Annotated in this window: 25 protein-coding genes; 15 read left to right on the top strand and 10 right to left on the bottom strand. The window is 48.0% G+C overall.

Annotated features, from left to right (window positions below; translation table 11 throughout):
- Positions 1-5 precede the first annotated feature (5 nt).
- On the top strand, positions 6-944 hold the full coding sequence (locus DC20_RS01630) for a 1,4-dihydroxy-2-naphthoate polyprenyltransferase (RefSeq protein WP_245652286.1): 939 nt from the start codon (positions 6-8) through the stop codon (positions 942-944).
- A gap of 68 nt (positions 945-1012) precedes the next feature.
- Here the strand turns inward: DC20_RS01630 and DC20_RS01625 are convergent, their stop codons facing one another.
- A complete protein-coding gene (locus DC20_RS01625) occupies positions 1013-2515 on the bottom strand; it encodes a DEAD/DEAH box helicase (RefSeq protein ID WP_071885356.1) in 1503 nt (500 codons plus the stop codon).
- A gap of 601 nt (positions 2516-3116) precedes the next feature.
- Here DC20_RS01625 and DC20_RS01620 point away from each other — a divergent pair.
- The 4 genes from DC20_RS01620 (at position 3117) to DC20_RS01605 (ending at position 9633) form a co-directional block, all read left to right on the top strand.
- Complete coding sequence (locus tag DC20_RS01620; protein WP_083470208.1) at positions 3117-4682, top strand: T9SS type A sorting domain-containing protein; 1566 nt, start codon at positions 3117-3119, stop codon at positions 4680-4682.
- 730 nt (positions 4683-5412) lie between these two features.
- Complete coding sequence (locus tag DC20_RS01615; protein WP_157593008.1) at positions 5413-7518, top strand: T9SS type A sorting domain-containing protein; 2106 nt, start codon at positions 5413-5415, stop codon at positions 7516-7518.
- Between the two features lie 139 nt (positions 7519-7657).
- Entirely contained in the window at positions 7658-8875 is a 1218-nt protein-coding gene (locus tag DC20_RS01610; protein WP_071885355.1) for a CaiB/BaiF CoA transferase family protein, read from the top strand.
- Positions 8876-8952: 77 nt separating this feature from the next.
- Positions 8953-9633, top strand: a complete 681-nt coding sequence (locus DC20_RS01605) for a hypothetical protein (RefSeq protein ID WP_062542228.1) — start codon at positions 8953-8955, stop codon at positions 9631-9633.
- Positions 9634-9762: 129 nt separating this feature from the next.
- Here DC20_RS01605 and DC20_RS01600 read toward each other — a convergent pair whose 3' ends face one another.
- Both DC20_RS01600 and DC20_RS01595 read right to left on the bottom strand, forming a co-directional pair.
- Entirely contained in the window at positions 9763-11661 is a 1899-nt protein-coding gene (locus DC20_RS01600; RefSeq protein WP_062542227.1) for an ABC-F family ATP-binding cassette domain-containing protein, read from the bottom strand.
- A gap of 127 nt (positions 11662-11788) precedes the next feature.
- Complete coding sequence (locus DC20_RS01595; RefSeq protein ID WP_062542226.1) at positions 11789-12181, bottom strand: SPW repeat domain-containing protein; 393 nt, start codon at positions 12179-12181, stop codon at positions 11789-11791.
- A 156-nt stretch (positions 12182-12337) separates the two neighbouring features.
- On the opposite strand from DC20_RS01595, the gene murI reads away from it, so the two are divergent.
- From murI to DC20_RS01575, 4 genes are all read left to right on the top strand, one after another.
- Positions 12338-13156, top strand: coding sequence for a glutamate racemase (murI, locus tag DC20_RS01590; protein ID WP_062545743.1), 819 nt, complete (start codon positions 12338-12340; stop codon positions 13154-13156).
- Positions 13157-13250: 94 nt separating this feature from the next.
- Positions 13251-13880: a hypothetical protein gene (locus DC20_RS01585; RefSeq protein ID WP_071885534.1), complete on the top strand. Its 630-nt coding sequence runs from the start codon at positions 13251-13253 to the stop codon at positions 13878-13880.
- 138 nt (positions 13881-14018) lie between these two features.
- Positions 14019-15200 carry a glutathionylspermidine synthase family protein gene (locus DC20_RS01580; protein ID WP_062542224.1) on the top strand — a complete coding sequence of 394 codons (1182 nt, stop codon included), beginning with the start codon at positions 14019-14021 and terminating at the stop codon, positions 15198-15200.
- A gap of 54 nt (positions 15201-15254) precedes the next feature.
- Positions 15255-15785, top strand: coding sequence for a flavodoxin family protein (locus tag DC20_RS01575; RefSeq protein WP_062542223.1), 531 nt, complete (start codon positions 15255-15257; stop codon positions 15783-15785).
- Here DC20_RS01575 and DC20_RS23310 read toward each other — a convergent pair.
- The 4 genes from DC20_RS23310 to DC20_RS23520 form a co-directional block, all read right to left on the bottom strand.
- Positions 15778-16380: a DUF1801 domain-containing protein gene (locus DC20_RS23310; protein ID WP_062542222.1), complete on the bottom strand. Its 603-nt coding sequence runs from the start codon at positions 16378-16380 to the stop codon at positions 15778-15780. The two genes, DC20_RS01575 and DC20_RS23310, sit on opposite strands and share 8 nt — an antisense overlap.
- Positions 16381-16464: 84 nt before the next feature.
- Complete coding sequence (locus DC20_RS01565; RefSeq protein WP_157593007.1) at positions 16465-16674, bottom strand: hypothetical protein; 210 nt, start codon at positions 16672-16674, stop codon at positions 16465-16467.
- Between the two features lie 12 nt (positions 16675-16686).
- On the bottom strand, positions 16687-16977 hold the full coding sequence (locus DC20_RS01560) for a hypothetical protein (RefSeq protein ID WP_062542220.1): 291 nt from the start codon (positions 16975-16977) through the stop codon (positions 16687-16689).
- A complete protein-coding gene (locus DC20_RS23520) occupies positions 16974-17105 on the bottom strand; it encodes a hypothetical protein (protein ID WP_262506336.1) in 132 nt (43 codons plus the stop codon). Before DC20_RS23520 ends, DC20_RS01560 begins: the two co-directional genes overlap by 4 nt.
- Before the next feature lie 217 nt (positions 17106-17322).
- Here DC20_RS23520 and DC20_RS01555 point away from each other — a divergent pair, with 217 nt between their 5' ends.
- From DC20_RS01555 to DC20_RS01535, 5 genes are all read left to right on the top strand, one after another.
- Positions 17323-17964, top strand: coding sequence for a Crp/Fnr family transcriptional regulator (locus DC20_RS01555; RefSeq protein WP_062542219.1), 642 nt, complete (start codon positions 17323-17325; stop codon positions 17962-17964).
- A gap of 153 nt (positions 17965-18117) precedes the next feature.
- Complete coding sequence (locus tag DC20_RS01550; protein WP_245652285.1) at positions 18118-18933, top strand: sulfite exporter TauE/SafE family protein; 816 nt, start codon at positions 18118-18120, stop codon at positions 18931-18933.
- Between the two features lie 91 nt (positions 18934-19024).
- On the top strand, positions 19025-20434 hold the full coding sequence (locus tag DC20_RS01545) for an MBL fold metallo-hydrolase (RefSeq protein WP_062542217.1): 1410 nt from the start codon (positions 19025-19027) through the stop codon (positions 20432-20434).
- A 220-nt stretch (positions 20435-20654) separates the two neighbouring features.
- The gene (locus DC20_RS01540; protein WP_062542216.1) at positions 20655-21215 is read left to right on the top strand and encodes a YeeE/YedE family protein; all 561 of its coding nucleotides are present in this window, start codon (positions 20655-20657) and stop codon (positions 21213-21215) included.
- 22 nt (positions 21216-21237) lie between these two features.
- A complete protein-coding gene (locus DC20_RS01535; RefSeq protein ID WP_062542215.1) occupies positions 21238-21651 on the top strand; it encodes a DUF6691 family protein in 414 nt (137 codons plus the stop codon).
- Between the two features lie 67 nt (positions 21652-21718).
- On the opposite strand, the gene DC20_RS01530 is transcribed toward DC20_RS01535, so the two are convergent.
- The gene (locus DC20_RS01530) at positions 21719-22144 is read right to left on the bottom strand and encodes a DUF6640 family protein (protein ID WP_062542214.1); all 426 of its coding nucleotides are present in this window, start codon (positions 22142-22144) and stop codon (positions 21719-21721) included.
- 259 nt (positions 22145-22403) lie between these two features.
- Here DC20_RS01530 and DC20_RS01525 point away from each other — a divergent pair, with 259 nt between their 5' ends.
- Positions 22404-23678 carry a replication-associated recombination protein A gene (locus DC20_RS01525; RefSeq protein ID WP_062542213.1) on the top strand — a complete coding sequence of 425 codons (1275 nt, stop codon included), beginning with the start codon at positions 22404-22406 and terminating at the stop codon, positions 23676-23678.
- An 88-nt stretch (positions 23679-23766) separates the two neighbouring features.
- Here DC20_RS01525 and DC20_RS01520 read toward each other — a convergent pair whose 3' ends face one another.
- Complete coding sequence (locus DC20_RS01520; RefSeq protein ID WP_062542212.1) at positions 23767-24198, bottom strand: response regulator; 432 nt, start codon at positions 24196-24198, stop codon at positions 23767-23769.
- Between the two features lie 48 nt (positions 24199-24246).
- On the bottom strand, positions 24247-26559 hold the full coding sequence (locus tag DC20_RS22515) for a PAS domain-containing sensor histidine kinase (protein ID WP_062542211.1): 2313 nt from the start codon (positions 26557-26559) through the stop codon (positions 24247-24249).
- Positions 26560-26728: the final 169 nt, after the last annotated feature.

The raw sequence follows: 26728 nt of genomic DNA, 5'->3' as shown, positions 1-26728 counted from the left end.
TTTAAGTGAGTATTGAAAAGACGGCCCTGAAACGGCCAACGACGGGTACATGGGTGTCAGCATTTCGGTTACGGACGCTGCCCCTGGCGTTGTCATGTATTGGTATGGGCGGCTTTCTGGCGGCTGCTGACCATCTTTCTAGGTGGCCGGTGTTGCTCTTATGTGTCCTGACTACCCTGTTTCTACAGATTCTCTCTAACCTTGCTAATGATTACGGTGACACCAAGCACGGTGCCGATAACCAGCATAGGGAAGGGCCACAGCGCGCGGTGCAGGCCGGGCAGATTTCTCCAGCCCAGATGCGGGCCGCCATTGTGGTGTTCAGCTTATTATCATTGGTTTCTGGGGTTGCCTTGTTATGGGTAGCGCTGGGCACTTCAGGGCTGTACCTGTTTTTGTTTTTCCTGCTGTTAGGATTTGGGGCCATCTGGGCAGCTATTGGATACACCAACGGGGCCAAACCCTATGGCTATGCAGGCTTCGGAGATATATCGGTGTTCTTCTTTTTTGGTTGGGTAGGCGTGTTAGGAACGTATTTCCTGCAAACCAACCGCATTTTTTCTGAATTGCTGTTACCTGCCTCCAGCCTTGGTTTCTTTTCGGCTGCCGTTCTAAACGTAAACAACATCCGGGATTTAAAGTCAGATGAGTTAGCGGGTAAGCGGTCGGTGCCAGTACGGTTGGGTGCTTTGCGCGCCCGGAGATACCATTGGCTTCTCTTGACAGCAGGTGTGCTTTGTACCGTTGTGTTTGTGTGGGTGCGGGAGAATGCAACGCTTTGGCCGTGGTTGTTCCTGGGTTCGGTTCCCCTTCTCCTGTATAATGGGCGGGAGGTGAAACGCAGACAAACGGCCGTGCAGCTAGATCCACTTTTGAAACAAATGGCGCTGTCTACCCTTTGCTTTGTAGTACTACTGGGAATAGGGTTGTTGTTGGACAGATAGACATAAACTGAATCGGGGCTGTTTTTTGGAAAACAGCCCCGATTCAGTTTATGGAAAAAGTAAACAGCCTATTCTGCTGATGACGTAGGAGTAGCGGTTGTGGTTTGTCCGCCTTCCGCCGCTTTGGGAGCAGCAGGTTTTTTACGACGCTTTTTCTTACGCTTTACTTCCTCTCCTTCAACTCTTGGTGCCTGAGGTTGTCCCTCCGTTCTGGGTGGGCGTGGCGCAGAGCCTTCCGTAATTTCTCCGGCTGGTTTTTCGCTGCGGGGTTTTGCGTCTCTTCTGCGGTTGTTGTCGCGGCTACCACTGCCTAATACTTCTCTTCTCCTTCCTTCTGGGCGACCACCTTCTGAGCGTCCGCCACGGCCTGCGGGAGCACCTCCCCGGCCTCTGTTGCCACCTCTTTTGCTGTTGCCTACCGGGTCAAAGGTCGGGCCTTCGCCTACGCCTTCAGGTAAGGGCAGTTTAGGAAGCTCACGTTCGATCAGCTTTTCAATCTTTACCAGTCTTTCCTGGTCTTGCTCATTCACAAAAGTGATGGCCACACCTGAGGTTGCCGCCCTGGCTGTACGGCCAATGCGGTGCACATAGTCTTCTGCATCCTGGGGCACGTCAAAGTTTACAACGTGGCTGATTCCCTCCACGTCAATTCCTCTGGACATTACGTCTGTTGCTACCAACACCTGCAATTGCTTGTTTCTGAAGCGCTGTAAGGTGGCTTCCCGCTCATCCTGTGTGCGGTCAGAGCTGATGCCTTCAGCGTCAAAGCCCATTTTCTGCAGAGACCGCACAATGTCATTCACCGCATTTTTGCGCGAGGTGAACAAAATCATGGTCTGAATCTCAGCGTGTTTTAAAATGTGCTGCAAAACTCTCAGCTTTTGGTTGTCATACACCAGGTAAATACGCTGGTCTATGTTAGCCGCCGGCTTGGAGATGGAAAGGCTTATCTCTTCAGGCTCCTGTAAAATCTGCTTTGCGAAGGTTCTGATCTTAGGCGGCATGGTGGCCGAAAACATAAGCGTCTGGCGTTCTTTAGGCAATTGAGAGATAATCTTGTTAAGATCATCCATAAAACCCATGTCCAGCATTTTATCGGCCTCATCTAAGATAAGGTACTTCACCTGGTCTAGTTTCACGTACCCCATTTGCATGTGAGCAATAAGACGGCCTGGAGTGGCTATAATAATGTCTGCTCCGCTGGTCAACGCTTTCTTCTGTTGGTCCCAGTTCTGGGCATTGTTACCGCCGTAGATGGCAATAGAGGTAGCGCCCGTAAAGTAGCTAAGTCCTTCCACCTGGTCATCAATCTGTTTGGCTAATTCACGGGTGGGTACCAAGATCAAGGTACTGGTGAAGTCGTATTTAGCCTCTGTGATTTTGCTTAAGGTAGGTACTAGAAAAGCAGCTGTTTTACCTGTGCCCGTCTGGGCGCAGGCAATCAAATCTTTTGACTCTAATATAAAAGGGATTGCTTGTGCCTGAACAGGGGTAGCTTGCTTATAACCCATTGACCGAATACCGTCCAGTAAATCGGGTTGTAGGTTGAAATCATCAAATGTAACGCTCATTGTTCTGTATCATCTTGTAAGCCAGCTATTGAATTCTACCGGCTCGGGTATAAGAGTCTGTAAAGATAGGCTTTTCTGGCAATTCGTTTCCTCTAGTTTCTGGTAGATGTTGCCTGACAGGTATTATAAAACGGAGAGAGTATTAAAAAAGATATGTATACAAATTGCACTATATATAATTTCCAATAAAGATTTTTTGGTCAGATTAGTAGAAGGAATACAATAAACAATTTTGCTTCATTTAAGTAAAAAGGTCAAAAACAAGTGAAAATAAAAGTTTTTTTCTTATTAAATATAAATATGTAAAGATAGTGGTTGTAACATTTTGCTAAAATACAATTGCGTGAAACCGCAAACAAGTGCCACCGTTAAAGCTGGTATAGAAAGAAATTGAAGATAACTAAGTTGCTCAACCTAACCTTAAATTTGAAAATATGAATCTAACTATACTTACCCTTCTTTTGGATACTGATTAAGTCTCCAGCTACATAAGTTTACTGCTAATCCAGCTTTTATTTATTACATCCTACCTAACCCAAAATTAGGTACACAGGATAACTACGTCTAATTACAATCCAAATCAAGTTTAAAATTCCCTATCATGAAAAGAACTATACTTTCATGGGCAAGCACCCTTATGCTTATACTTTTCGCTTTCATTGGTCAAGCCCAGGCCCAGTGTAATACCTCTCAGCCAAGACCTATCACCGGAAACCAACACCCTTGCCCTGGTGACATTGAAGTGTACTGTATTGAAAATGACCGCAACTATACCTCCTATGTATGGGACGTGCCTAGAGCCCATGCTGGTGAGCCGCCAGTAGGTTGGGAAATTATCTCTGGACAGGGTACGAATTGTGTGACCGTGAGAGTGGGTCAGAAAAGCGGAACCATGAAGGTGAAGGTAACTGATCCGGTTTGTGGCACTAAAGTAGCCACCCTCCCAGTGAAACCCGGTAAAGACTTTGAGGTGACAATTGCAGGGCCAGATTCTATTTGCGTGAAAGAGCCGCAAACCTACACTGCCTCTGTCAAGAAGGCCAAAGGAAACGGGAACATCAAAAAAGGCGAGTTCATCTTCAACTGGACTGTACCCGCTGACTGGACTATCCAGAGCGGACAAAACACTGATAAGATAGTGGTAATACCAGGTGCTACAGATGGTGAAGTAAACGTGTATGTAAGTGACAATACCGCAGTGAGTGGAAACGGAAACAACGGAAACGGAGTAGGGGGTTACAAACAGGGCTACTGTGGAACAGCTTCTGACGGTATACTGGTAGAAACAAATGAAAACTGCGGTGGAGGTTCTGTTTGCCAGATACCAGAAGTAACACTTGCCGCCCCAGATACCATCTGTAACCTTGCCGACGAGCCTACCACCATTAGAGTGAATGAAATGCAGGAAGGCGTGACTTATGCCTTTGAAGTGCCAGAAGGTTTCTTGGTTCTGGAAGAAGGTCCTGGTTTTGTAACTGTGGTAGCCGTGTTTGAAGAAGAGCAATTAGGCCAGGCGCATACCATCACGGTCACAGCTGTTAATGAATGTGGCACTGATACAGCCAATGTTTCAATAGTTGTCGCAGATTGCGGATTAGGTAACCCGCTTCCAGTGACCCTAACTAAATTTGAAGGAGTGTCCCGTGGCGGTGCGGTGGTACTTAACTGGACTACGGCCTCAGAAATAAACAACGACCGCTTTGAGATAGAGCGCAGTGCCAATGGCAAAGACTTTGTGAAAGTAGGGCAGGTGAAAGGAAATGGAAACTCTTCAGTAGCTATTGACTACACCTACACAGACCGCGCCAGCACTTCAGGAACTGTGTACTACCGCTTGAAACAAGTTGACTTTAACAATGCTTCAGAATACTCAAAAGTGGTAGCTGTTAACCACGTGGCGGCAACTGGTAGCTTACCTTCAATAAGTATGTACCCTAACCCGGTAACTGATGGAAGAGTAACGGTTCGCTTCCAAGATGCAGTAAATGGAGCCGCAAGTATTCGTTTGGCAGACATGAGCGGAAGAGTACTGCAAACCCAGGAGTTAAGCAACGTGAACTCTGAAGTAGCTTTGAGCTTCACTAACCTGAATTTGAAACCAGGTATCTACATGATCACAGTTGTAGCCAAGGGCCAAAGCACTACGCAGCGGATCATAGTAAGATAAGCAAGACTTGAATTGATAGGATGCCTGGCAGGCAGTAACCCTTGGTTGCTGCCTGCCTTCTTTTTGAGCCTGGCCATAGAAGATATTAGCCTTCTTGCTGTATCATGTAAGGCAATGGCCTAATAATAAAATTCTAAGATATTATTGTATTGTGTAGAAAATGCGTCTTTTAAGTTAACTAACTGATTACCAATATGTTTTAAAAATAATATAGTAAGGGTTGTAAGCCTTTAATAGAGTTATGTATAATTATATGTTTTTATTGGCTTTTGTAAAGTGATTGTATTGCAGGTTTACAGATTGGCCTTAAATAGATAAGTAGGACATGTATGGTTTTATTAGATGTCTTATATATTTCAAAAAGGTTATTTTAAGAAAAGTTCTGTATTTGAAGGTTTTAAGCCTTAAATGGGTTTTTTGCTTTGTGTTTAGGTAAGATTGTTTTCGTGTTTTTTAATGAAAGTACAATTTTTGTGAAACCACAACAGGTTGATGTCGTTAAAGAGAATATATAGTGGAAAATTAGAAATAATTAAGTTTTACACTTGAATCAATAAAAACATATGGCAATAACTGTACTATCCCCTTTTAATAAGTCTGATTGAGTTAGGTGCTGTAACATAACTGTTTATAGCTTTTCCTGCTGATCCCCCCTCTTTGTCCCTGTTCGCCAGGGTCCTTGAACAACTACGTCTTTATCAATCCTATCAGATCCTAAAATTTTTTAATCATGAAAAGAACTATACTTTCATGGGTGGGCACACTTGTGCTTTTACTTTTCGGGCTTACATATCAGGCGCAAGCCCAATGTTCCGGCTCTAATGACTGCTTTGACTTTAAATTGTTAAGCGCTACCGCAGTAAATTCCACTACTACACGCTTAACTTTCTCCATCAAAACCAATTGCGACCAAGATTTAAGTAATGTGGCTTTTGAGTTGCCAGCAGATTATGATGCTTTCAACCCTTCCGCTCAGAAGTTCAACTATACTATAGAAAACCCAACCAATAACCCTTTCTACTCCATTAAATTTGAGGGAAAAGGGATTAACGGGTACAAGAAAGGCGTTGAAGATATATTTACTTATGAGGTAAGTACTTTTGCTTACAACAACATGTCTCGTTTGCGCATTCAGGCAAAGGCCGGTCGTGAAATAGGCATGGTCACATTTAACCCAAAAATCTGTGCTCCATCTAAAGGTGGTAATACAGGCGGCGGAACTGGCAACAATGGCGGTGGAAATGGCGGCGGCAATAATGGTGGAGGTAACAACGGAGGCGGTAATAATGGAAACTGTAGCACCTCTCAGCCAAGACCAATCATGGGAGACCAAAGCCCATGTGCCGGTTCTGAAATTGAGTATTCCGTTGAAAATGTGTATACCTCTTATGTCTGGGATGTACCAAGAGCACAGGCTGGAAACCCATCAACTGGCTGGGTGATCATCAGTGGCCAAGGCACGAACAAAGTAAAAGTTCGGGTAGGCGAGAAGAGCGGTACTATGAAAGTCAAAGTGAATGATAAGGTATGCGGCACCAAAGTAGCGACCCTGCCTGTTAAACCAGGTAAAGATTTTTCAGTGGACATCAGTGGCCCAGAGTCAATTTGCTTGAAAGGTCTTCCAGCCCCACTAGTCTATACTGCCTCTGTTATGAAAGGAACTGGCAAGGCACAGGCGAAAGGACAATTCACTTACAACTGGTCAGTGCCTGAAGGCTGGGTTATTAGAAACGGTTTGGGAACTGACAAAATATCTGTTACTCCTGGTTCTGAAGATGGCGAAGTTAGTGTGATTGTCACTGATAACCAAACCAGTAATGGTAACGGAAATGGCAACGGGAACAATGGCAATGGTAACGGAAACAACGGTAACGGAAACGGGAATAATGGAAATGGAAACAATGGCAACGCTAACAACTACTGTGGTTCTGCTTCAGCAGTCCTGGTGGTAGAGACAAATGAGAACTGCGGCGGTGGCGGCGGAGACGGTGTTTGCCAGGAGCCTAAAATCAATTTCGTGGTGCCACCTACGGTGTGTAACATCTCTAATTACGTTTTCCGAATCAACGGAGGCAAAGACGGTGAGATCTATGAGTACATTTTCCCTGAAGGCTTCTTTATAGTAGACCAGGGTGAAGACTTCGTGTCAGTAAATGTTATCTTCGAAGAAGATGCCATCAATACAACCCAAACCTTGCGGGTGCTGGCCATCAATGAATGCGGAAGTGAAGAGTTTACAGCATCTGTAGTGATAGGAGATTGCGTTGGTGGTAATCCACTACCGGTAACCTTGTCAAAGTTTGAAGGAGTTTCCCGCAGCGGAGCTGTAGAATTGAACTGGAGTACTGCTTCAGAAATCAACAACGACCGCTTTGAAATAGAGCGCAGCGCCAACGGGAAAGACTTCCAGAAAGTAGGACAGGTGAAAGGAAATGGAAACTCTTCAGTAGCTATTGACTACACCTTTACAGATCGTTCCGCAACTTCAGGAACCGTTTACTACCGCTTGAAACAAGTTGACTTTGACAATGCCTTTGAGTATTCTAAGGTAATTGCGGTAACGCACAGGGCAACTGCAAATTCTTCAGCCATGAGCGTGTATCCTAACCCGGTTACTGATGGAAACTTAAGTGTTCGCTTCCAGAACTCTGTAAAAGGTAACGCTACGGTTCGTCTCCTTGATATGAGTGGAAGAGTGTTGCATACCCAACAAGTAGGTAACGTTGAATCTGAACTTGGAATGAACTTAAGAAGCTTGAACCTGAGACCAGGAGTTTATATGATCTCTGTAACAGCAAATGGGCAAAGCACCACCCAACGTGTAATGGTGCGATAGAATAGAAGAATTGGATTGATAGGATGACAAGCAGGCCGCGACCATTGGGCGCGGCCTGCTTTCTTTTTGTCCTTTCAGGAAAAGCAGGGTTTTCAATTCTCCTTTTTATGCCCATTTTTGAAAAACAGTTCCAAAATAAATGGAAGAAAACAAAGGGCTTTTCCATAATTTGCTAGTAGTGGAGTTTGCCAGCGTGCTGGCCGGGCCAAGTGTTGGCCAATTCTTCTCTGAAATGGGTGCCGAAGTGCTGAAAATAGAAAGCCTGAAAACCCAGGGAGATGTGACCCGCCGGTGGAAGCTGCCTTCAGAAGCAAATGAAACAACGGTGTCTGCGTACTTTGCCTCTGCCAACTGGGGTAAAAAATCGGTCTGCCTTGATTTAGCTTCTGAAAGCGTCAAAGAAGTAGTGTATGCATTGGTTAAAAAGGCAGACATTGTTTTATCTAGCTTCAAACCCGGTGATGCTGAAAAACTCCGGATGGACTATGCCACTCTCTCTGCGCTAAACCCAAGGTTATTATATGGGCAAATTACCGGCTATGGAAGCCAGGTACCGCGGGCAGGGTATGACGCTGTGTTGCAGGCCGAGGCAGGGTTCATGTTCCTGAATGGAGAGAAAGGGGGAGTTCCGGTTAAAATGCCGGTTGCGTTGATTGATCTGATGGCCGCGCACCAGTTGAAGGAGGGACTGCTGGCAAGTCTTTACCGCCGGGAGAAAACAGGCCGAGGCCAATATGTAGAAGTCTCTTTATTAAATGCAGCTATTTCCTCATTGGCCAATCAGGCTACCAACTATTTGGTGGCTGGGGTGGCTCCGGAACGCATGGGGTCTGAACATCCTAACATCGTGCCATATGGCACTATCTTCCGCACGTTAGATGAGAAAGACATTGTGCTGGCCGTGGGAGATGACCGGCAATTCCAGTCGCTTTGCCAGGCATTAGGGGATGAAGCCTTGGGAGTAGAGCCCATTTATAAGACAAACAACCAACGCGTTCTGCACCGGGAGACCCTTCTGCCAAAACTTAGAGAATTAGTGGCAAGGCATGAGCAGGAAAATCTGCTACAGGCATTAATCCAAAATTATGTACCTGCCGGGGCAGTGCATTCGGTGCCTGAAGCTTTGGCGCAACCCTTGGTTCAGCCGCAATTGATTTTTGATGAAAGTCTTACCCCCAAAGGGGTGCGACAAATTGCTTTTTCTAGTCATGAAGCAAGATTAATGCCTTCATCACCCCCTCAATTGGGGCAACATACCTGGCAGGTATTGCGGGATACTGGCAAAGTATCTGAGCAAAAATTAAAGGAACTCGCCAAAAAAGGCCTTATCTTCCCGGCCGAATCAGAATACCCATAACTAAAAGGTGCTGTGGAAAGTACTATAAAGAGCTAATTTCCAAGGCACTTTGCATATGTTTAACCAAATGGTGTACAATGGAAGATAGAATAGAGACCATCTTTGAAGGGTTACGGCAAAAGTCCACCACCAAACAAGCAATTTTCAGAAATACCAAAGTGATCTTTGAGCAGCTTAGAAATTGCTCTATTGCACTGGTGGAGAATTTGAAAAAACGCATCAGCGAAGTAGATGCTAATGTGTTGATAGAATACCGCAACGTCAACGACTTTGAGTTTCATATCAAGTTTTCAGGTGACCTGCTCATATTTGTAATGCACTCCAATGTCATCACTTTGCCAGACGATCATGAACTCATGAAAAGCCGCTACGTGGACGAAGACTTTAGAAGAAGGTTCTTCGGGCATATCATGGCCTACAACTTCATGGCTGACTCTATTAAATATAACCGCTTAAATGACCCGGGCTACTTACTGGGTAGGGTGCTCATTAATATAGAAAACCACTTTTACCTGGAAGGGGTGAAGCAGCTGGATCTTACCTATAATGACATGGCCAAAAATGAAATCAATGAAGAGGCTTTGCGCCTGTTTATTGAAAGTGCCATGGTCGCCTCAGTGAACAATGACCTGGTAGCACCAGATGTAGAGGAAATCCGGAAAATAACCGTGAAGCAGAAACTAGAGGAACAACAGGTAAGTACCCCTCAGAAAGTAGGCTTCTCCTTTAGTTACCAAAGAAAGCCTAACGTGTATTAAGGCCAATTTGCTAAAATCAACCTTAAAGCAGAATTGTGCAGAAAGGAGAGGCCTTCAATTTTGAGCATGTTTGTTAAAAACAAGCTCAAAACTGAAGGCCTCTATCATGCTACAGGGTTCTAAGAAGGGCTACACAATCTCAGCTAGTTCCAGCCAGCGCTCAGTTTTGGTTTCAACCGCTGTGTTGATGTCTTTGATGCGCTGTGCCATTTCTGCCAGGCGCACGTGGTCTGCAGTTCCAGCGTTCATCTCATCGGCTAGGGCGTCTTTCTCTGCTTCCAGTTTTTCTATTTCTTTCTCCAGTTGCTCGTATTCTTGTTTCTCTTTGAAAGAGGCTTTTCTTTTAAGAGCAGCGTCAGCTACTGGGGCAACCGGGGTTGGGACAGGAGCGGCTTCAACAGCTGGTTTGGCAATTGGTTTTACCTCGTCCAATTTCATGTTCTCGCGCTCCTTGGCCCACTCACGGTAATCGGTGTAGTTGCCCGGGAAGTCACGTAGGTGGCCGTTTTCCTCAAACACGAAGAGGTGGTCTACCAGTCGGTCCATGAAGTACCGGTCGTGGGAGACAATCAATAATGAGCCACCAAAGTTCAGGAGGAAATCTTCCAGAATGTTAAGTGTTGGAATGTCCAAGTCATTGGTAGGCTCATCCAGGATCAGGAAGTTGGGATTCTTGATGAGAACGCGCAGCAACTGCAGACGGCGTTTTTCGCCACCGCTCAATTTACTGACAAACGTGTACTGCTGGGCGGGCGGGAACTGGAAATGCTGCAGAAACTGGCTGGCGGTAATCACTTCCCCGTTGCCGGTTTCTACCACCTCGGCTACTTCCTTCACCACGTCAATTACGCGTTGGTTTTCATTAAAGGTAAGCTCTGTTTGGGTGTAATACCCGAAAACAGTGGTCTGGCCAGCAATGATCTCACCGCTGTCTGGGGTCATTCTTCCGGTGAGCATGTTCAGGAAGGTAGTCTTTCCGGCACCGTTTGGTCCCACAATGCCTACGCGGTCTTTTTTCTTAAAAATATAGCTGAAATCATCCAGTACCACTTTCTCGCCAAAGCGTTTGCTCAAGTGGTCAATCTCCAGGATCTGGTTTCCCTGACGGGTACTTTTTACTGATAACTCCAGTTGGGTGCGGGTGTCTTTTTGGGTGGCTTTTTCCTTGATGTCGTAAAAAGCATCTACCCTAGATTTGGATTTGGTACCCCGAGCCTTAGGCTGACGGCGCATCCACTCCAGTTCTTTCTTCATGAGCTGGCGGGCTTTGCCAATCTCAGCGGCATTAGCTTCTTCCTGCTCGGCTTTCTTCTCTACGTAGTAGCTGTAGTTGCCCTTGTAGGTATACAGTTGGCCGCGGTCCAGTTCCGCTATTTCATTAGCTACCTGGTCCAGGAAGTAACGGTCGTGGGTTACCATGAGCAGGGTGGTTTGCTCGGTGGTGAGCATGTTCTCAAACCACTCAATGGTTTCCAAGTCCAGGTGGTTGGTAGGCTCATCCAAGATAAGCAAGTCTGGTTCTTCAATGAGCACGCGGGCCATGGCTACCCGTTTCTTCTGTCCCCCGGAAAGGTGCTCTACTTGCACATCGAGGTTCTGGATGCCCAGTTTGCCTAAAATTTGTTTGGTACGTACTTCGTATTCCCAGGCGTGCAGCGTTTCCATGCGCTCCATGACCTGTTGCATGCGTTTGTCAGACGTGTTAGGGTCTTCCAGGCAGGCTTCGTAGTCTCTGATAGCATCCAAAACTTCGGTCTGGCCTGAAAAAATGGCTTCCTGTACCGTTGCTCCCGTCGGGAACTCAGGTTGCTGCCATAAGTAGCCTACCCGTATGCCGCGGCGTACGCTCACAGTGCCATTGTCTGTAGGAAGCGAGCCCGATAAAATCTGCAGTAAAGTAGTTTTGCCGGCTCCGTTGGCGCCTATAAGCGCCACCCGTTGCCCACGGTTTATACCAAAGGTGAGGTTCTGGAAAAGCCAGCGGTCACCGAAGCTTTTTGAGATAGAGTCTGCTGAAAGGTAATTCATGCCGCAAAGGTACGCAAACAGAAAAGGGTAAACCAGTCAGAGGTTTAGCAAAAATAGGAGGGCACAAAAAAAGGTCGGGAAAACCCGACCTTTTCTGTAATGTCTTTGTCTAAAAAGGCTCTACGCATTAGTGGGAGTGTCCGTGACCCATGCTACGGTTAGTAACAGCACCATGAGCAGGTGCTACACGAGTCATCATAGCTTGCAACAAAATCATAATACCTACAATCAAATGGGGTAGGTATACATATTCATCAAAATTGAAGATCCAGGGCGAAGCTGCCAAGAAGATACCAATCAGGTAATCCATGGTCAAGTGCATGTTAGGAGACATAGCCCTAAACACTCCAACTTCCCAGTTGGTCATCAGGTTCTGTAATATAATCATGGCACCAACTATAATTGGAACCCATGTTTCTGCACCGCCTCTGTCGAAATCAAGGATGAACGGAGCAGCAATCAATAGTAGACCCACCAGGTAATCCATAATCCCGTGGGCGCGGGTTGATAATACTTTCATTTTTATTCCTCCTTTTTTAGTTTCAACTTGTATGGTCTTTTTACGCCATTTATTTTTTGAAAGTTGCGGAAAAGTGCATTTTAGATTTGTATTATTAAGATGTGGGTGTTTTTACGGTGGTATGTAATTATACTGATTATCTATAATTTGCCAGGCATGAAGAAAGCTGAAAACAGGGACCGGCCCATTGGAGTGTTTGATAGTGGAATAGGCGGTTTAACCGTTGCTAAAGCCATTAAGGCACATCTTCCGGAAGAGCAGTTGGTCTATTTTGGAGATACCGCGCACCTGCCCTATGGCGATAAATCTACGGCGGCCATCCAGGCCTATGCCGTGAAAATATGCGATCTGTTGATTAGGCAGAATTGTAAAATAATTTTGATTGCGTGCAATTCTGCTTCTGCTGCTGCCTATGAGTTGGTGCGGGAATATGTGGGCAGCAAGGCACAGGTATTGAATGTGATTGACCCCGTGGTGGAGTATGTGGGCCAAAAGTTTTCAGATAAAACCGTGGGGTTGATAGGCACAAAGCAAACGGTGCTTTCCAATGTATACAAGAAGAAGATTGATGACTTGGATCAGGGAGTGAACCTGAAGTCACTGGCGACTCCCTTGCTCGCGCCCATGATAGAAGAAGGGTTCTTTAACAACAACATTTCAGAAAGTGTCATCCAAACGTACTTGTCAGATCCCATGCTCAATGGCATAGAGGGGCTTATATTGGGTTGTACCCATTATCCTTTGATAAAAGAGCAAATCACCAACTTCTATAACGGGCAGGTAGAAGTGCTGGATGCCTCAGAGTTGGTGGCCCAGCATGTGGGCAAGGTGCTGGCACAATCAGATATTGCTTCTGTTCGTTTACCTGGTGAACCCCACTTTTACGTATCTGATTATACGGCTTCTTTTGAGGCCTCTACCCAGCTGTTTTTCCAGCAGAAGGTAAACCTGGAGCATTATCCGCTTTGGGAATAAACAGATGGGTGCACAAGCGGTTATTGCCGTGTAGTGCTCGTTTTACCCTTACATTTACAAAAACAAGCCAGAAATGGCTTTCGTATTCTTCTTTATGAAAAAGCGTTACTTTCTTATTGGTGATTTCTCGCGCAACGTACTGTTGGTGAGCGCCGCTGCCTGCCTTGGTTTGTCTTCCTGCTCAGAAAACCGCCAGGAGCAAACCGACACTGCTACTGAGTGGAACGCCGGCGAGACTGCCCCTCAATTTACCCAAGGTGTCATTACAGAAATGACAGAGGTGAGCCCCGATAACTGGAAAATCACCGATGAGCGTCCCGCTGAGGTCGGGAAGGTGATGGCCATCCTGAAGCACAATGATGGAAAAGTAGACACGCTGCAAGGTCTGGAACTGGAGCGCCGTATGCAGGAGTACTCGCAGGCTAACCCACAAAACGGCACCGGGTTCAGCATGATGAACGTGCTCATGTGGAGCGGCATCGGGTACATGGCGGGCCGGATGCTGTCACCTAACCGTGCTTACTACGCCAACCCTAATACTATCCAGCGCAACGAGGCCTGGCGTCAGCAGACTTCGGCTGAGCGGGCGAGAGGCGCTACTGCTTTCAGAGGTACTACTGGTCCTTACAGCCGTCCGGCGGGTACGGGAAACGTGCGTTCTACCCGTCCTACTAACAGCCGTTCTGGCACCTTCGGAGGAAGATCAGGCGGTTTCGGAGCATAAGCTAAGCAGCCTACTATTTTGGCTCAGGGAAGGAGTCAGTCTTTCCTGCCAGTTTCCCTATGTTTTTCTAAAAGCAGCTCCTAAACACGGCTGCTGAAATTCTATAACCTAAGTTTTCACTCAAGCTTTATCATCCTCATGCCAGATACGTCACTTCCGGTTAAGTTAATGCCGCACCACGGCGATGTTACTACTATGGTCCGCCAGATGGGATGGGAGTGGGTGGTAGAGGAGGAGTGCCAGACGTATTTGTCAGGTGAGGCAGTAGTTGTCACGCAGTCCGCCGCAGATGATCTGCTGGAAGCTGCCACTACGCTTTACCAGATGATGGTGGAAGCGGTGCCCGAAGGAGTACCTGATGATTTCCTCCGCAAAATCGGGATTCCGGAGCGTCTCTGGAAAGCCCTGCGCCATTCTTGGGAAGATGACCGACATTGGCACATCTACGGGCGCTTTGACTTCGCGCAAACCCCTGAAGGGGTGAAGCTATTAGAATTTAATTCAGACACAGCGACCTCTATTCCTGAAACAGCTGTGGTGCAGTGGGCCAGTTTGGCCGCCGCCGGTAAAAATGAGAGCCACCAGGCCAACGGCTTGTATGAGGCGCTGGTAGAGCAGTTCAGGACTTGGCAAGGGTTGAACCCAGAGTTGGAGCCGGCCATGTTACTGGTGTACCTGGGGGGCAACAAAGAAGATTATACGAACTGTGAAGTTTTAGCCCAGGCGGCTACCGAAGCTGGGTTTGATACCCACATCTGCCCGGTAGATGAAATGCAAGTTTCTACATTGGGAGCTGAGCGAGGTATTTGGGCCCAGATTGGGGCTGAGCAGTGGCGCCGGTTTCCTTTCCTGTTCAAGCTAGTTCCCTGGGAGCTGTTTGTGCAACTGGAGCCTGAACTTTGTGCCGATGTAGTAGACCTGCAGTTCAGCCGAAGCGTGATTATCGCCAATCCCGTTTATTCCCTGATATTCCAAAGCAAAGCCTTTTTGGCTTGGCTGTGGCAACAGTTCCCGTACCACCCGCTTTTGCTCCGTACAGAGTTTACCTCTTTTTCAGGAAAAGCGGTGGAGAAACCCTACTTCGGGCGGGAAGGCCAGAACATTCAGGTGCGGGAGAATACCGATGTTTCCTCTACTTCCGGCGAGTACAGCAACCAACCCCACATCTACCAGGCGTGGGCTGAGCTTCCCCAGGATGACAAAGGCTACCGGTACCAGGCTGGTGTTTTCTGGGCAGGGGAAGGCAGTGCCATTGGGTTCCGGCGGGAGCGGGGTATTATCACCAACCTGTCTCAGTTTGTAGCGCACGTGGTGGAGTAGAAAGGGATTCAGGAGTTGAAGCCATAGACCTTTAAAAAGCCTTTCTGTGTTGCTATGCACAAAGCTACGCTTATCATCCTGGCCAGTGCCCGCAAAGACAGTGACACCAAACTGTTCGTCCAGAAATTCTTTCGGAATACGCCCCACCAACTGTTGGACTTGCTGGACCATGCTATTTACCCGTACCGGTACGAGAATGACTACCCAGCGGAAGATGAGTTTGGGAGTGTCATCTCGCAAGTGTTACAGCACCAGATCATCGTGTTCGCCACGCCGGTGTACTGGTATGCCATGAGCGGGGTATTGAAAACCTTCTTTGACCGCCTCACTGATCTGGTCACCGTGCAGAAACCGGCAGGCCGCAAACTAAAAGATAAAATAGTCTTTGTGGTAGCCGTTGGGGCAGATTCTGAACTCCCCACTGGCTTTGAGGTCCCCTTCAAACTGACGGCCAAGTACCTGAACATGAAGTTTGGGAGAACCTTGTACGCCTCTACTGAAGAAGTGGAAACAGACATTCAACACCTAGGTGACCATCGGGAATTTCTGCGCGAAATAGAGGATGCGGCAAGGGGAATCAGCTGAACTTCTTGCCTTCGGTGATGCGCTCTACGGTTTTCAAAATGCGATTGCCCCTGGTTTCGGTGCGTTTGGCCTCCAAGACCCAGCGCACGTACTCTTTGCGGTGCGTGTAGGCCAGCTTTTCAAATTTCTCCAGTTGCTGAGCCTCGGCTAAGGCTTGTTTCAGGTCCTCGGGAATTTCAATGACACTGCGCTCCGTTGACTTGGCGGCGGCACCTGATTTTAATTGCGTGGCTGCGCGAAGGTACTCCACTAAAATTTCCTCGTTTACCTGAGTTGCATCGGAGTACTTGATACTGCGCATTGCTTTGGCATCCTGGCTGCTGTTAAACACCCCATGCGGATCTTCCAACAAGGCTCCCTGGAAGAAAGACACGCTCACATGCTGCTTGAATATACCCAGGCCGCACACCAATCCCGGACCCGTTTTCTCGTACATGGGCACACTCCATTTCCAGGTGGCTTTCAGTTCTGGATCAGCGGCGGCAATGGCACTTCTTATTTTCTCACAGATGGCTTGGGCAAACTCAGGGGCGTTTGCGAAATAACTTTCGATCTTCTGCTCGTTCTGTTCTGGGGTCAATTTAGAAGTGGCCATAGGATAGGTTGGGCTTGTGTTTATTGATGAAGAGGAGCATGTCCGTTTGGGGCTAGTTTTTTGAAAAACGAGTTAAAAAAGGAATTACCAGCGGGCAGCCTGGAAACCAGCAACAGTAAACAGTTCTGACGGCAGCGTTTTAGGAAAGCGCATGTTATAGTAAACCTCATGCAGGGTCTTGGTGCCGTTCAGGTAAAAAGTGAGGTCTGTGGCAATCCAGTTGCCTTTTACATTTTTATAGCCTTTCAATTCCACGGCATTTTGGCGATCGCCGGTTTGCCTGATCGTTTTCAAACCCAACAGCTTTTACTGGTCAATGATGAAGTGGCTGGCTTTTTCCTCAAGAGAATTCACGCATACCACATACACTTTTCGGCCCTGCCAGGTAGTAATGAAGACTTTGGATAAATCAATTCCGGCTTCCTGCATCTGGGCTACCGTGCGTTCAACAGGCTGGTGATAGACGTCAAACCCCAAGGCCAACACCTCATGCACGCGGCGGCGGCGGTTTTGCAGGGCATTGTCTTTGAACACGTATTGGCTATCCTGCGAGAACAAAGCCCCGTTTCCCTGCTCAAGCTCCCCGAACCTGATCACCAGTTTCCGGGAAAAGCCATGGCCTCATGCCACACCTGTGCTGAGGAGTCGGAAGGAGTTTTGTAGCTGACCGCTGTTTGGTCAAAGGTGAAATAGGGGTTAAACTTGCCTGCGTAGTTGTCGTGCATCCTTCTTATAACCTCCTGGCCGGTAAGGACAGGACCGGAGCGGGTGACTTAAACAGGTGAGAGAAGGAAAGCAGGAACGGCAAAAGCAAGTGCAGCAGCATAGACCATGTGGTGAAGAGAAGTCTGAAAATAGAGAGATTATTTAGTTTCTGAAAATGGAGTCTTGCAGCCCAATAAGAAATCAAACCATATCAGTAAATCTTACCGTTGAGGGAATATGGATACGCTAGAACAAACCCTTCAGAAGTACTTTTCAGGCTTAGAACCCTCCCTCCGCCAAGAACTCCTGCAAGAAGGAACCGTGAAAAGACTACCCGAAGGAGAAACCATTATCCGGACCGACCAATACCTGAAATCTTCCATTCTGCTACTCAATGGACTGCTGAAGGTGTACCGGGAAGACGAGGAAGGCAACGAGTTCCTGATGTACTTTCTGGAGCCTGGTCACGCCTGTGCACTGTCTATGTTATGCGCTGCCCGCGACGAGCAGAGCAAGATTTCAGCGCAGGCAGTTACGGACGCTGATGTGTTGTTAGTGCCCATGCACGTAGCCGAGCGCTGGCTAGGCAAATACCCCAGTTGGCACAACTTTGTAATTGGCACCTACCGGGAACGTTTTGAGGAGCTGCTGCAGACCTTGGATGCTGTTGCCTTTAAAAGCCTGGATGAGCGCCTTCTATTCTACCTAAAGAAGAACCAAGAGGTAAAAGGAAACCAACTCAAACTTTCCCACCAGCAGATTGCCGAGGAACTGAACAGCTCCCGCGAAGTGATTTCGCGCCTCTTGAAGAAATTAGAACAGCGGGGCCTTCTCACCTTGCACCGCAATTACATTGAGTTGCACCAGTTAGATAAATAAGGGAGTTTGCTTTAATGAAGAATCAGTGTCATTGATATGGGAAGCAATGACACTGATCTTTTTTAATTCCATTTGTGGCCTTTCTTCTTCAAAATACCGCTAAAGAGCCTCTGTGACTTTTGTCACTGTGATGGGTCAAAGTATCTTCTACCTTTGTCGCATCATAAAAGAAACATGGAGATACTGGGGTACATAGCGGCTTTACTGATAGGCGGTACATTGGGGCTTACCGGAAGCGGCGGCTCCATCCTGACTGTACCTATTCTGGTGTACCTCATTGGCCTGAACCCCATTATAGCCACGTCTTACTCCTTGTTCGTGGTAGGAGCCACCAGTTCCATTGGAGGATACCGCTTCTTCCGGAAAGGACTGGTGCATGGGAAAACGTTGGTGATCTTTGGGGTGCCCTCTCTGGTGACCATTTACCTGACCCGCCTGTACCTGATGCCTGCTTTGCCTCCCCAACTGTTTAGGTTAGGGCAGGTCATTGTGACCAAAGAGATTATGGTAATGGTACTGTTCGCGCTGCTAATGATGGTCTCTGCGGTAGGCATGATTAAGAATAAAGTTTCCGCTGAAGTGAAGGATAAGAACAAAGAAGGAGGCCATTATCAGCAAATGTTGGCGCAGGCAGTGCTGGTGGGGCTCATCTCTGGACTAGTGGGAGCGGGAGGCGGTTTCCTGATTATCCCGGCGCTGGTATTGTTAGTAAGGCTGGACATGAAGGTGGCGGTTGGTACGTCTTTGGTGCTCATTGCCCTCAACTCATTGGTGGGTTTCCTGGGTGATATGGGCCACTACACCATTGACTGGGTTTTCCTGCTCACATTTTCAGGTTTATCTGTCATAGGCATTTACGTGGGCAGCGCTTTTGCCCACAAAATCAACAGCAAGGCCCTGAAGCAAGGCTTCGGGTGGTTTGTGCTGGTGATGGGGGTTTTTATCCTGTTTAAAGAAATTCTGGGGTAAACCAGTGTGTGACCAAAGTCACTGTGCAGGTACTATCACTTGCCTACTTTTGCACAGAGGTTAATCTTATCATTCCCTAATAAGAAAGAACATGAAAGTAGAACAAATATATACCGGTTGCCTGGCACAAGGCGCCTACTACATTGAGAGTAACCGCGAGGCAGTTATCATTGACCCGCTGCGCGAGATTAAACCATACTTGCACAAAGCTGAGAAAGACCAGGCCAACATCAAATACGTGTTGGAAACCCACTTCCACGCCGATTTTGTCTCGGGGCACGTGGATCTGGCCAAAGCTGCCGGAGTCCAGATTGTGTACGGAGCGGCCGCCCAGCCCTCCTTTGAAGCTTACCTGGCCCAGGATGGGGAAGTGCTCACCGTGGGAGATGTCACCCTCCAGGTGCTACACACCCCCGGCCATACACTGGAATCTGTTACCTATCTGCTGAAAGACGAAGCCGGAAAAGATTACGCCCTTTTCACTGGAGACACCCTGTTCATTGGCGATGTGGGCCGTCCTGATCTGGCTGCGAAATCTGAGTTGACGCAGGAGCAGTTAGCGGGTATGTTGTATGATTCGCTCCGCACCAAGATTATGCCTCTGGCGGATGAGGTGTTGGTGTACCCGGCCCACGGGGCCGGAAGTGCCTGCGGCAAGAACATGAGCAAAGATACATTTGACACCTTGGGCAACCAGAAGAAAACCAACTACGCCCTGCGGGCCGAAATGACAAAAGAAGAGTTTGTGAAGGAAGTAACAGACGGGCTCCTCCCGCCGCCGGGCTATTTTCCGTTGAACGTGCAGCTGAACAAACAAGGCTACGCTAACATTGAAAACGTGCTAAACCAAGGTTTACAGGCCCTGTCACCCGATGCTTTTGAAGCAGTAGTAAACGAGACCGGAGCTCTGGTGCTGGACACCCGTAAAGCCGCCGATTTTGCACTTGGTCATGTTCCCAACTCCATCAACATTGGACTAAACGGTAGCTTCGCGCCATGGGTAGGAGAACTCATCCCAGATATCCAGCAACCCATCGTATTCCTGGCAGACGCTGGTCGCGAGGAAGAAGTAGTGACCCGCCTGGCTAGGGTGGGGTATGACCACACGCTTGGATATCTGGAGAATGGTATGACCACTTGGAAGGCCGCTAACAAAGAAATAGAATCCTTGCCGTCTATTTCAGCTCAGGAGTTTTCCCAACGTGTGCAGGCAGAAAAGCCCGTGATCATAGACGTCCGGAAACCCAGTGAGTACAGCGCAGAGCACGTGGAAGGCGCCGTCAACATGCCGTTAAGCTCCCTGAACGAGCACCTGGTAGAAATCCCTAAAGAGGAACCTGTGTACTTGCACTGTGCTGGTGGTTACCGCTCAATGATGGCAGCGTCCATCCTGAAAGCCCGCGGTTTTGACAACCTGATAGATGTAGCAGGCGGCTTCAAAGCCATCTTGGAAACGGATGTTCCAAAAACCGCATTCGTGTGTCCTTCTACATTAAGGTAAGAATTTCACTAATTAGTTAAGGTATTTGGTCGTCCCCCTTTAAAGGAGACATTCAGATAACGTGCTTTTCTTTTGCACTACCAATAAATATTGTTACAAGGATTAGATGCCTAGAAGGGCAGCCATAAGGGATTGTCCCTCCATTGATTTGCTGGGGAGGTGCTATGATGCATCCATTTGCAGGCTTTCTTTTATCAAACTGAGTTAAAAATCAAATTAGATGATAGAGTTTATCTCACAACCCTGGCCATGGTATGTGTCAGGGGCAGTGATTGCGTTGGTGATGGTGCTGCTGTTGTTTTTCGGGAGTTCGTTTGGGTTCTCCTCTAATTTCAGGATTATTTGTGCGGCGTGTGGAGCCGGCAAAAGAGTGCCTTTTTTTAAATTCGATTGGAAAGCGCAAAGCTGGAATTTGCTGTTTCTAGTAGGGACAGTACTGGGTGGATGGCTTTCGCAGGAATTTTTGCAGAACGGGGAGGTCATTCAGATTTCAACTGATACTGTCCAGGACTTACAGAAGTTGGGTTTTGCGGCTCCGCAGGGATTGCAGCCCCAAGAGTTATTCAGTTTGGAAGCGCTGGGAAGTGTACAGGGTTTTCTGTTATTGCTGGTAGGCGGATTGCTCATTGGTTTCGGGACGCGATATGCGGGGGGCTGTACTTCTGGGCATGCCATCAGCGGGCTTTCCAATTTGCAGTGGCCTTCGCTGGTGGCTGTCATCGGTTTTTTCATTGGCGGATTGGTGACCACGTTCCTGGTGTTTCCGCTGCTGTTTTCATAAAAACTTCTTAAAAGAAAAAGAGATGAAAGTATTGAAGTATATCCTGACGGGCATTCTGTTCGGGGTGGTGATGAGTAAGTCAGAGGCTATCTCTTGGTACCGTATTCAGGAGATGTTTCGGTTCCAGTCGTTCCACATGTATGGCATTATAGGCACGGCCGTGATTTTGGGGGCATTAGCGGTATTCCTGATCAAAAAGTTAAAGCTCCGTGACCTACAGGGGAAGCTCATCACCTTCCAGCCTAAGGAAAAGGGGATTACCCGTTACCTGATGGGCGGCACTATCTTTGGGTTAGGCTGGGCCTTGGTGGGAGCATGCCCCGGACCCTTGTTTGTGAATTTGGGGCAGGGGTACTGGTCTATTCTGATAGTCATTGCTGGTGGCCTCTTAGGGACTTACTTCTATGGAGTCGTAAGGAACCGGTTGCCACATTAGGTTTCCTTACAAGGAAAAAAGCCCAACCTGCTTTGAGGCAAATTTTTTGAAAACAAGCCAAAAACAGCTATTCAGATCCCTTTTTCGCCAACAAATACCCCGCTCCCAAAGCCGCCAGCATCACCAAGGAAAAAGGCCCTTCATTCAGGCGGAGTCTTCCTACGGAGGGGATTTTCTCCGGGAACTCGGCGTCCATGCCTTTGGCGCCGGGAAAGGTGAAGCTTCCCGCTTGGGCCAGGTAGAAGATAGCGGGCAGGAGGGCACCGGCTTTCAGGTTCATGTTTTGGTCACCGTCTTTTTTCTGGAGCAGGTACAGGCTGCCGGAGCCTAACAGGGTTCCGGTGAGAATGGTCATGGCATCATGGAACTTTGCGTGCGGCGTCCAGTTGTCGTTGAACAGGTGGGTTTTGTTCCAGTCCATCAGGAAACCGCCTACGGTGGTAAAGGCGGCTACGGCTTTCAGGAGGGTGCGTCCGGCTACAGATGTTTCCATGCTTCAAGAGGTTAAGGGCTGAGCTTATGCCTTTCAGGGATACGGAGCCAACAGCAGGTAGTTCAGGGTATCTGTCTAGGGCGGGCCTAAGAACCTCGCTGGGTAACGCCCCGCTATCTGGCAGGTTACCACCGGGCAAGCTGCTTTTAAGCTGATTTCTATAGAAGGGCCGGGAAACAGTGCCGGAAAGAAAGTAAATTGCCTTTTGTTTCGCGGCATATTAAGTCTGCGAAACGTTAGTACCTGAAATCTGCTTCCCATGTTCCAAACTACCAAAGCCCCCTTGCCGGAGCGCATGCGCCCGCACAACCTGGATCAGTACGCCGGTCAGAAACACTTAGTAGGCCCCAAGGGCGTGCTGCGGCGCTATATTGAAGCTGGTATGGTGCCGTCCATGATCTTCTGGGGACCACCAGGCGTGGGTAAAACCACCTTGGCCGGCATTATTGCGGGCCAACTGAAGGTGCCGTTTGTGGCCATTAGCGCCATCAATGCCGGGGTGAAAGATATCAGAGATGTGATTGAACAGGCGCGCAAACGGCAGGGCACGGTGTTGTTCATTGACGAGATCCATCGGTTCAACAAATCGCAGCAAGACGCTTTGCTGGGCGCGGTAGAGAAGGGCACGGTCACGTTGATTGGCGCTACCACCGAGAACCCTTCGTTTGAAGTCATCCCCGCATTGCTTTCCCGTTGCCAGGTGTACATCCTGAAATCATTGGAAAAAGAGGAACTGGTGGAATTGGTGCAGAAGGCCCTCACCGAAGATGAGGTGCTGAAAACGCAGAACATTGAGGTGCAGGAGTATGAGGCGCTGCTTACCATCTCTGGTGGTGATGCCCGCAAGCTGCTCAACCTGCTGGAGATTGTGATTGACGGCAGCGGAAAGGAAGAAAAGCTGGTGATCACCAATGATTTGGTGAAGCAGATTGCGCAGCAGAACCTGGCCTTGTACGACAAAGGCGGCGAGGCACATTATGACATTATTTCGGCGTTTATAAAGTCTATGCGCGGTTCAGACCCTAATGCCACGGTGTACTGGTTGGCACGCATGATAGAAGGCGGGGAAGATCCTAAGTTCATTGCTCGGCGCATGCTCATCATGGCTTCAGAAGATATTGGCAATGCCAACCCAACGGCTATGATCATGGCCAGCGAATGTTTTCAGGCGGTGACGGTTATCGGGTACCCCGAGTGCGACATCCTGCTTTCGCAGACGGCTATTTACCTGGCTACTTCGCCCAAAAGCAACGCGGCGTATAAAGCCATCAGGAATGCGCGGGCGTATGTGCGGGAGCAGGGAAGTCCACCGGTACCGTTGCATTTGCGCAACGCACCTACTAAGCTCATGAAGGAAATTGGCTACGGAAATGAATACAAATATGCCCATGATTACGAAGGCAGCTTTGTACCCCAGGATTTCCTGCCCGATGAATTGAAAGGCACCATATTCTTCAACCCCGGCAACAACGCCCGCGAAAACGAGATGCGCAAAAACCTGCGCAACCAATGGGGCGAGTGGTACAAGTATTAGCAGGGGCAATTCCTATCTACACCTTCAAAACACAAAGAGCAATCCTTCAGGGATTGCTCTTTGTGTTTTGAAGGTGTTTTTGAATATGCTACCCTAAAATACTCTGCAAAATTTCTCTTGTAACGGGTTTGGTAATGAAACCAGCAATGGGGTATTGGCATGACCGTTCTTTGTCTGCCGGGTTCAATGAACTACTGCACATGTATACCCTGCTTTGGCCTAAATCTATTGTACCTTCCTGGGTGATTTGCTCCAAAAACTCAAAGCCGTCCATTACAGGCATGCGGATGTCTACAAAAATTAATTCGGGGAGCTTTTTCTCGCCGGTGGCAGCAAGGTCCTGTAGTTTGGTGAGGGCTTCGCGGCCGTTGCGGGCGGTAATGATTTCCTTTCCTACACCGGCTTTCTTTAGATTGATTTTCGAAATGAAAATCCAGTTGTCGTCATCGTCCACCACCATGACCGTTTCTATTTGTTGCAATTTTTCAGGGTTTGCGACCGCTACTTTCCGCTCCTCCATCTTATAGGGGTAATGATAGACTACTTGTAAGGCAAAGATAACAGGTTTTTACTCAGCTACCGGCAGGTACACTCTAAACTCGGTTCCCTTGCCTTCTTCGCTATCAACCTCAATTCTGCCGTTATTGTTTTCAACTATTCGTTTTACCATGAACAACCCTACGCCAGTGCCCTCCACGTGGTCATGGAAGCGCCGGAACATGGTGAACAGCTGTTCCTGCTGGCGTTCGTTCAGGCCCAAACCGTTGTCTTTTACTTGTAGTACTAGCTGATCATCTTCTATCCGGGTTTGAATATGAATGGTGCAATCCCGGTCAGGGGACTGGTATTTGAGGGCATTGCTGAGTAGGTTGTACAAGATGCTTCTAAAGTTCTTTTTAGAGAAGTGAAGTTGTTGTACCTGGAAATCGGTCTGGATCTGGCAAAGCGGTACGTTGCTGGAAGAAACCAGGTCGGCCTTAATGTCTTCGTACACTTCCTGTACGTCAATGGGTTCTCCTTTGGGGTTTTTCTGGTTGGCATTCTGTAACCTGCTTATGTTGGTCAGGTCCTGAATAGTGCGTTGAAGCCTACTAACTGACGTGATGATCCGGTTCATGATGTTCTCCGTGTCGGCATTCAAGCAGGCCGTCTCAGTCAATTCTTCTTTCAGGAAACCAATCAGGGCTTCAATTGTGGTGATAGGGGAGCGCAGGTCATGGGAGGCGGTGTACACAAAGGTATCCAGGTCGTTATTGGTCTGTACCAACTGGGCATTCTTCTGGGCCAAGGCTTCTTCCGCCTCTTTCAGGTCTGTGATGTCAATAGAGGAGCCTACATAGCTGTATAGTTCCCCGTTAGCCAGATAGCTGGGGGCTGCCTGTGAAAACAGCCACCGGAAGACGCCATCGTGCCGCCGCATCCGGTGTTCTATGGTGAAAATCCCTCTGTTCTGGATAGCTCCAGCCAGGGCTTGTTTCGCTTTCTCTATGTCTTCGGGGTGCACATACGGAAGCCAATTGTCTCGTAAGAAGGTATCATAGGAAACACCCAGGAAAGAAAGGAAGTAGGAATTTACATACGTGATGGCTGCCTGAGGATTGATGGACCACACCATGTTGGGTGCTGCGTCTGCCATAATCCTGAACCTTTCTTCACTTTCTTTCAGCGCAGCTTCCATTTCCTTGCGGGCGGTAATATCTCTGGTAACTGCTAGCAGGTTTGGTTCTCCGTTCAGTAAAAGCCCTACTACGGTGGCCTCTACGGGATAAATGTGTCCGTCTTTTCTTCTGTGCAGGGTTTCAAATTGTGGAATGGTTTCCTTCTGAGCCCTGGCAAAGAGTTGTAAAAACATTTCTTCCTGGTACACGGGGTCTACCTCTGGCACCCGCAGCTGTTGCCCTTCCTCTTCTGAGTACCCCCAAACTTCCAAGGCTTTTTTGTTAAGGTAGGCAAAGGTGCCGTTTTCGCGCATTAACACTAAAGAGTCCTGGGCCTGATCGGCCATGAACTTGAACCGTTTCAATTCTTCCTGGCTGGCTTCTACTTTCTGGCGGGCCTGTACCTGCTCCGTCACATCATGGGCCACATGGATTACCCCGGTTACTTTTCCGCTTTCAATCAGAGGCGTGTAGGAGACATTGACATAATGCTTTTTCAGTTTATCCTCATTCAGGAGATCTACCTGCACTTCTATTCCTGAAAATGATTCACCTGTTTCCTGCACCCTTTTGGCAAAGGTCAGGATTGGCTGGTCCTTTAACTCTGGCAGAACTTCTACCATTTTTTTGCCAATGACCGCTTCTGTCTCTTTGCCCATAAGGCGTAACATGGGGGCATTGATACTCTCAATGATAAGATCAGTACCTCGGGTTAACAGAAACGCCACCGGCGACTGTTCTACCATGTGCCGGAAACGGGATTCGCTTTCTTCTATTTTGTTTGTGGTAAGGACCTGATCAGTGACATCAAAGGTGGAATGAAGAATGTAAAGTACTTCTCCGTCTTTGCCCAGAACTGGCTTGTTGCAGGCAGACCAGTACCGCTCTTTAAATTGACCGTCTGCTCCAAGTACGTCATAGCGCAAAATGGGCATATGGTCTGTCATTTTGGTGGTGAGAACGTTCTGAAAAGAATTTCTTAAAGAGGAGGGGCCTGTGGCCGTTAAGACCACTGGGTTCTCAGGAAAAGCCTCAAACACACTTCTGCCTAACACAGTATGCCTTGACTGGCCAGCGGTTTGGAAGAGGTCATCGCTTCCTTCCAGAATGGTGAAATGAGGGGGATTTGGTTGTATGATCAGAAAGCTTCCCGGAAGAGCTTCAAATACTGCTTTAAAGTCTACCACATAATCTGATCTCTCACTTATAATCTCGTTAAGCATATACTTCCTTAGGCTGCAGTAAAAAACTGAGTGGTGAATGTGCTCTCTTTCGTTGCAGAAAAAGTAGAGGCAGGAATAAACCTATTGTTTGAAGAAGAACCTCTCTCATTCTCCTGACAATGTAAAGGAACAAGGCTAAGGTGCCGCTTTGGTAACACCCTGGTTAAAG

The organism is Rufibacter tibetensis (assembly GCF_001310085.1).
Lineage (GTDB): Bacteria > Bacteroidota > Bacteroidia > Cytophagales > Hymenobacteraceae > Nibribacter > Nibribacter tibetensis.
This window is presented reverse-complemented; position numbering and strand designations above follow the sequence as displayed.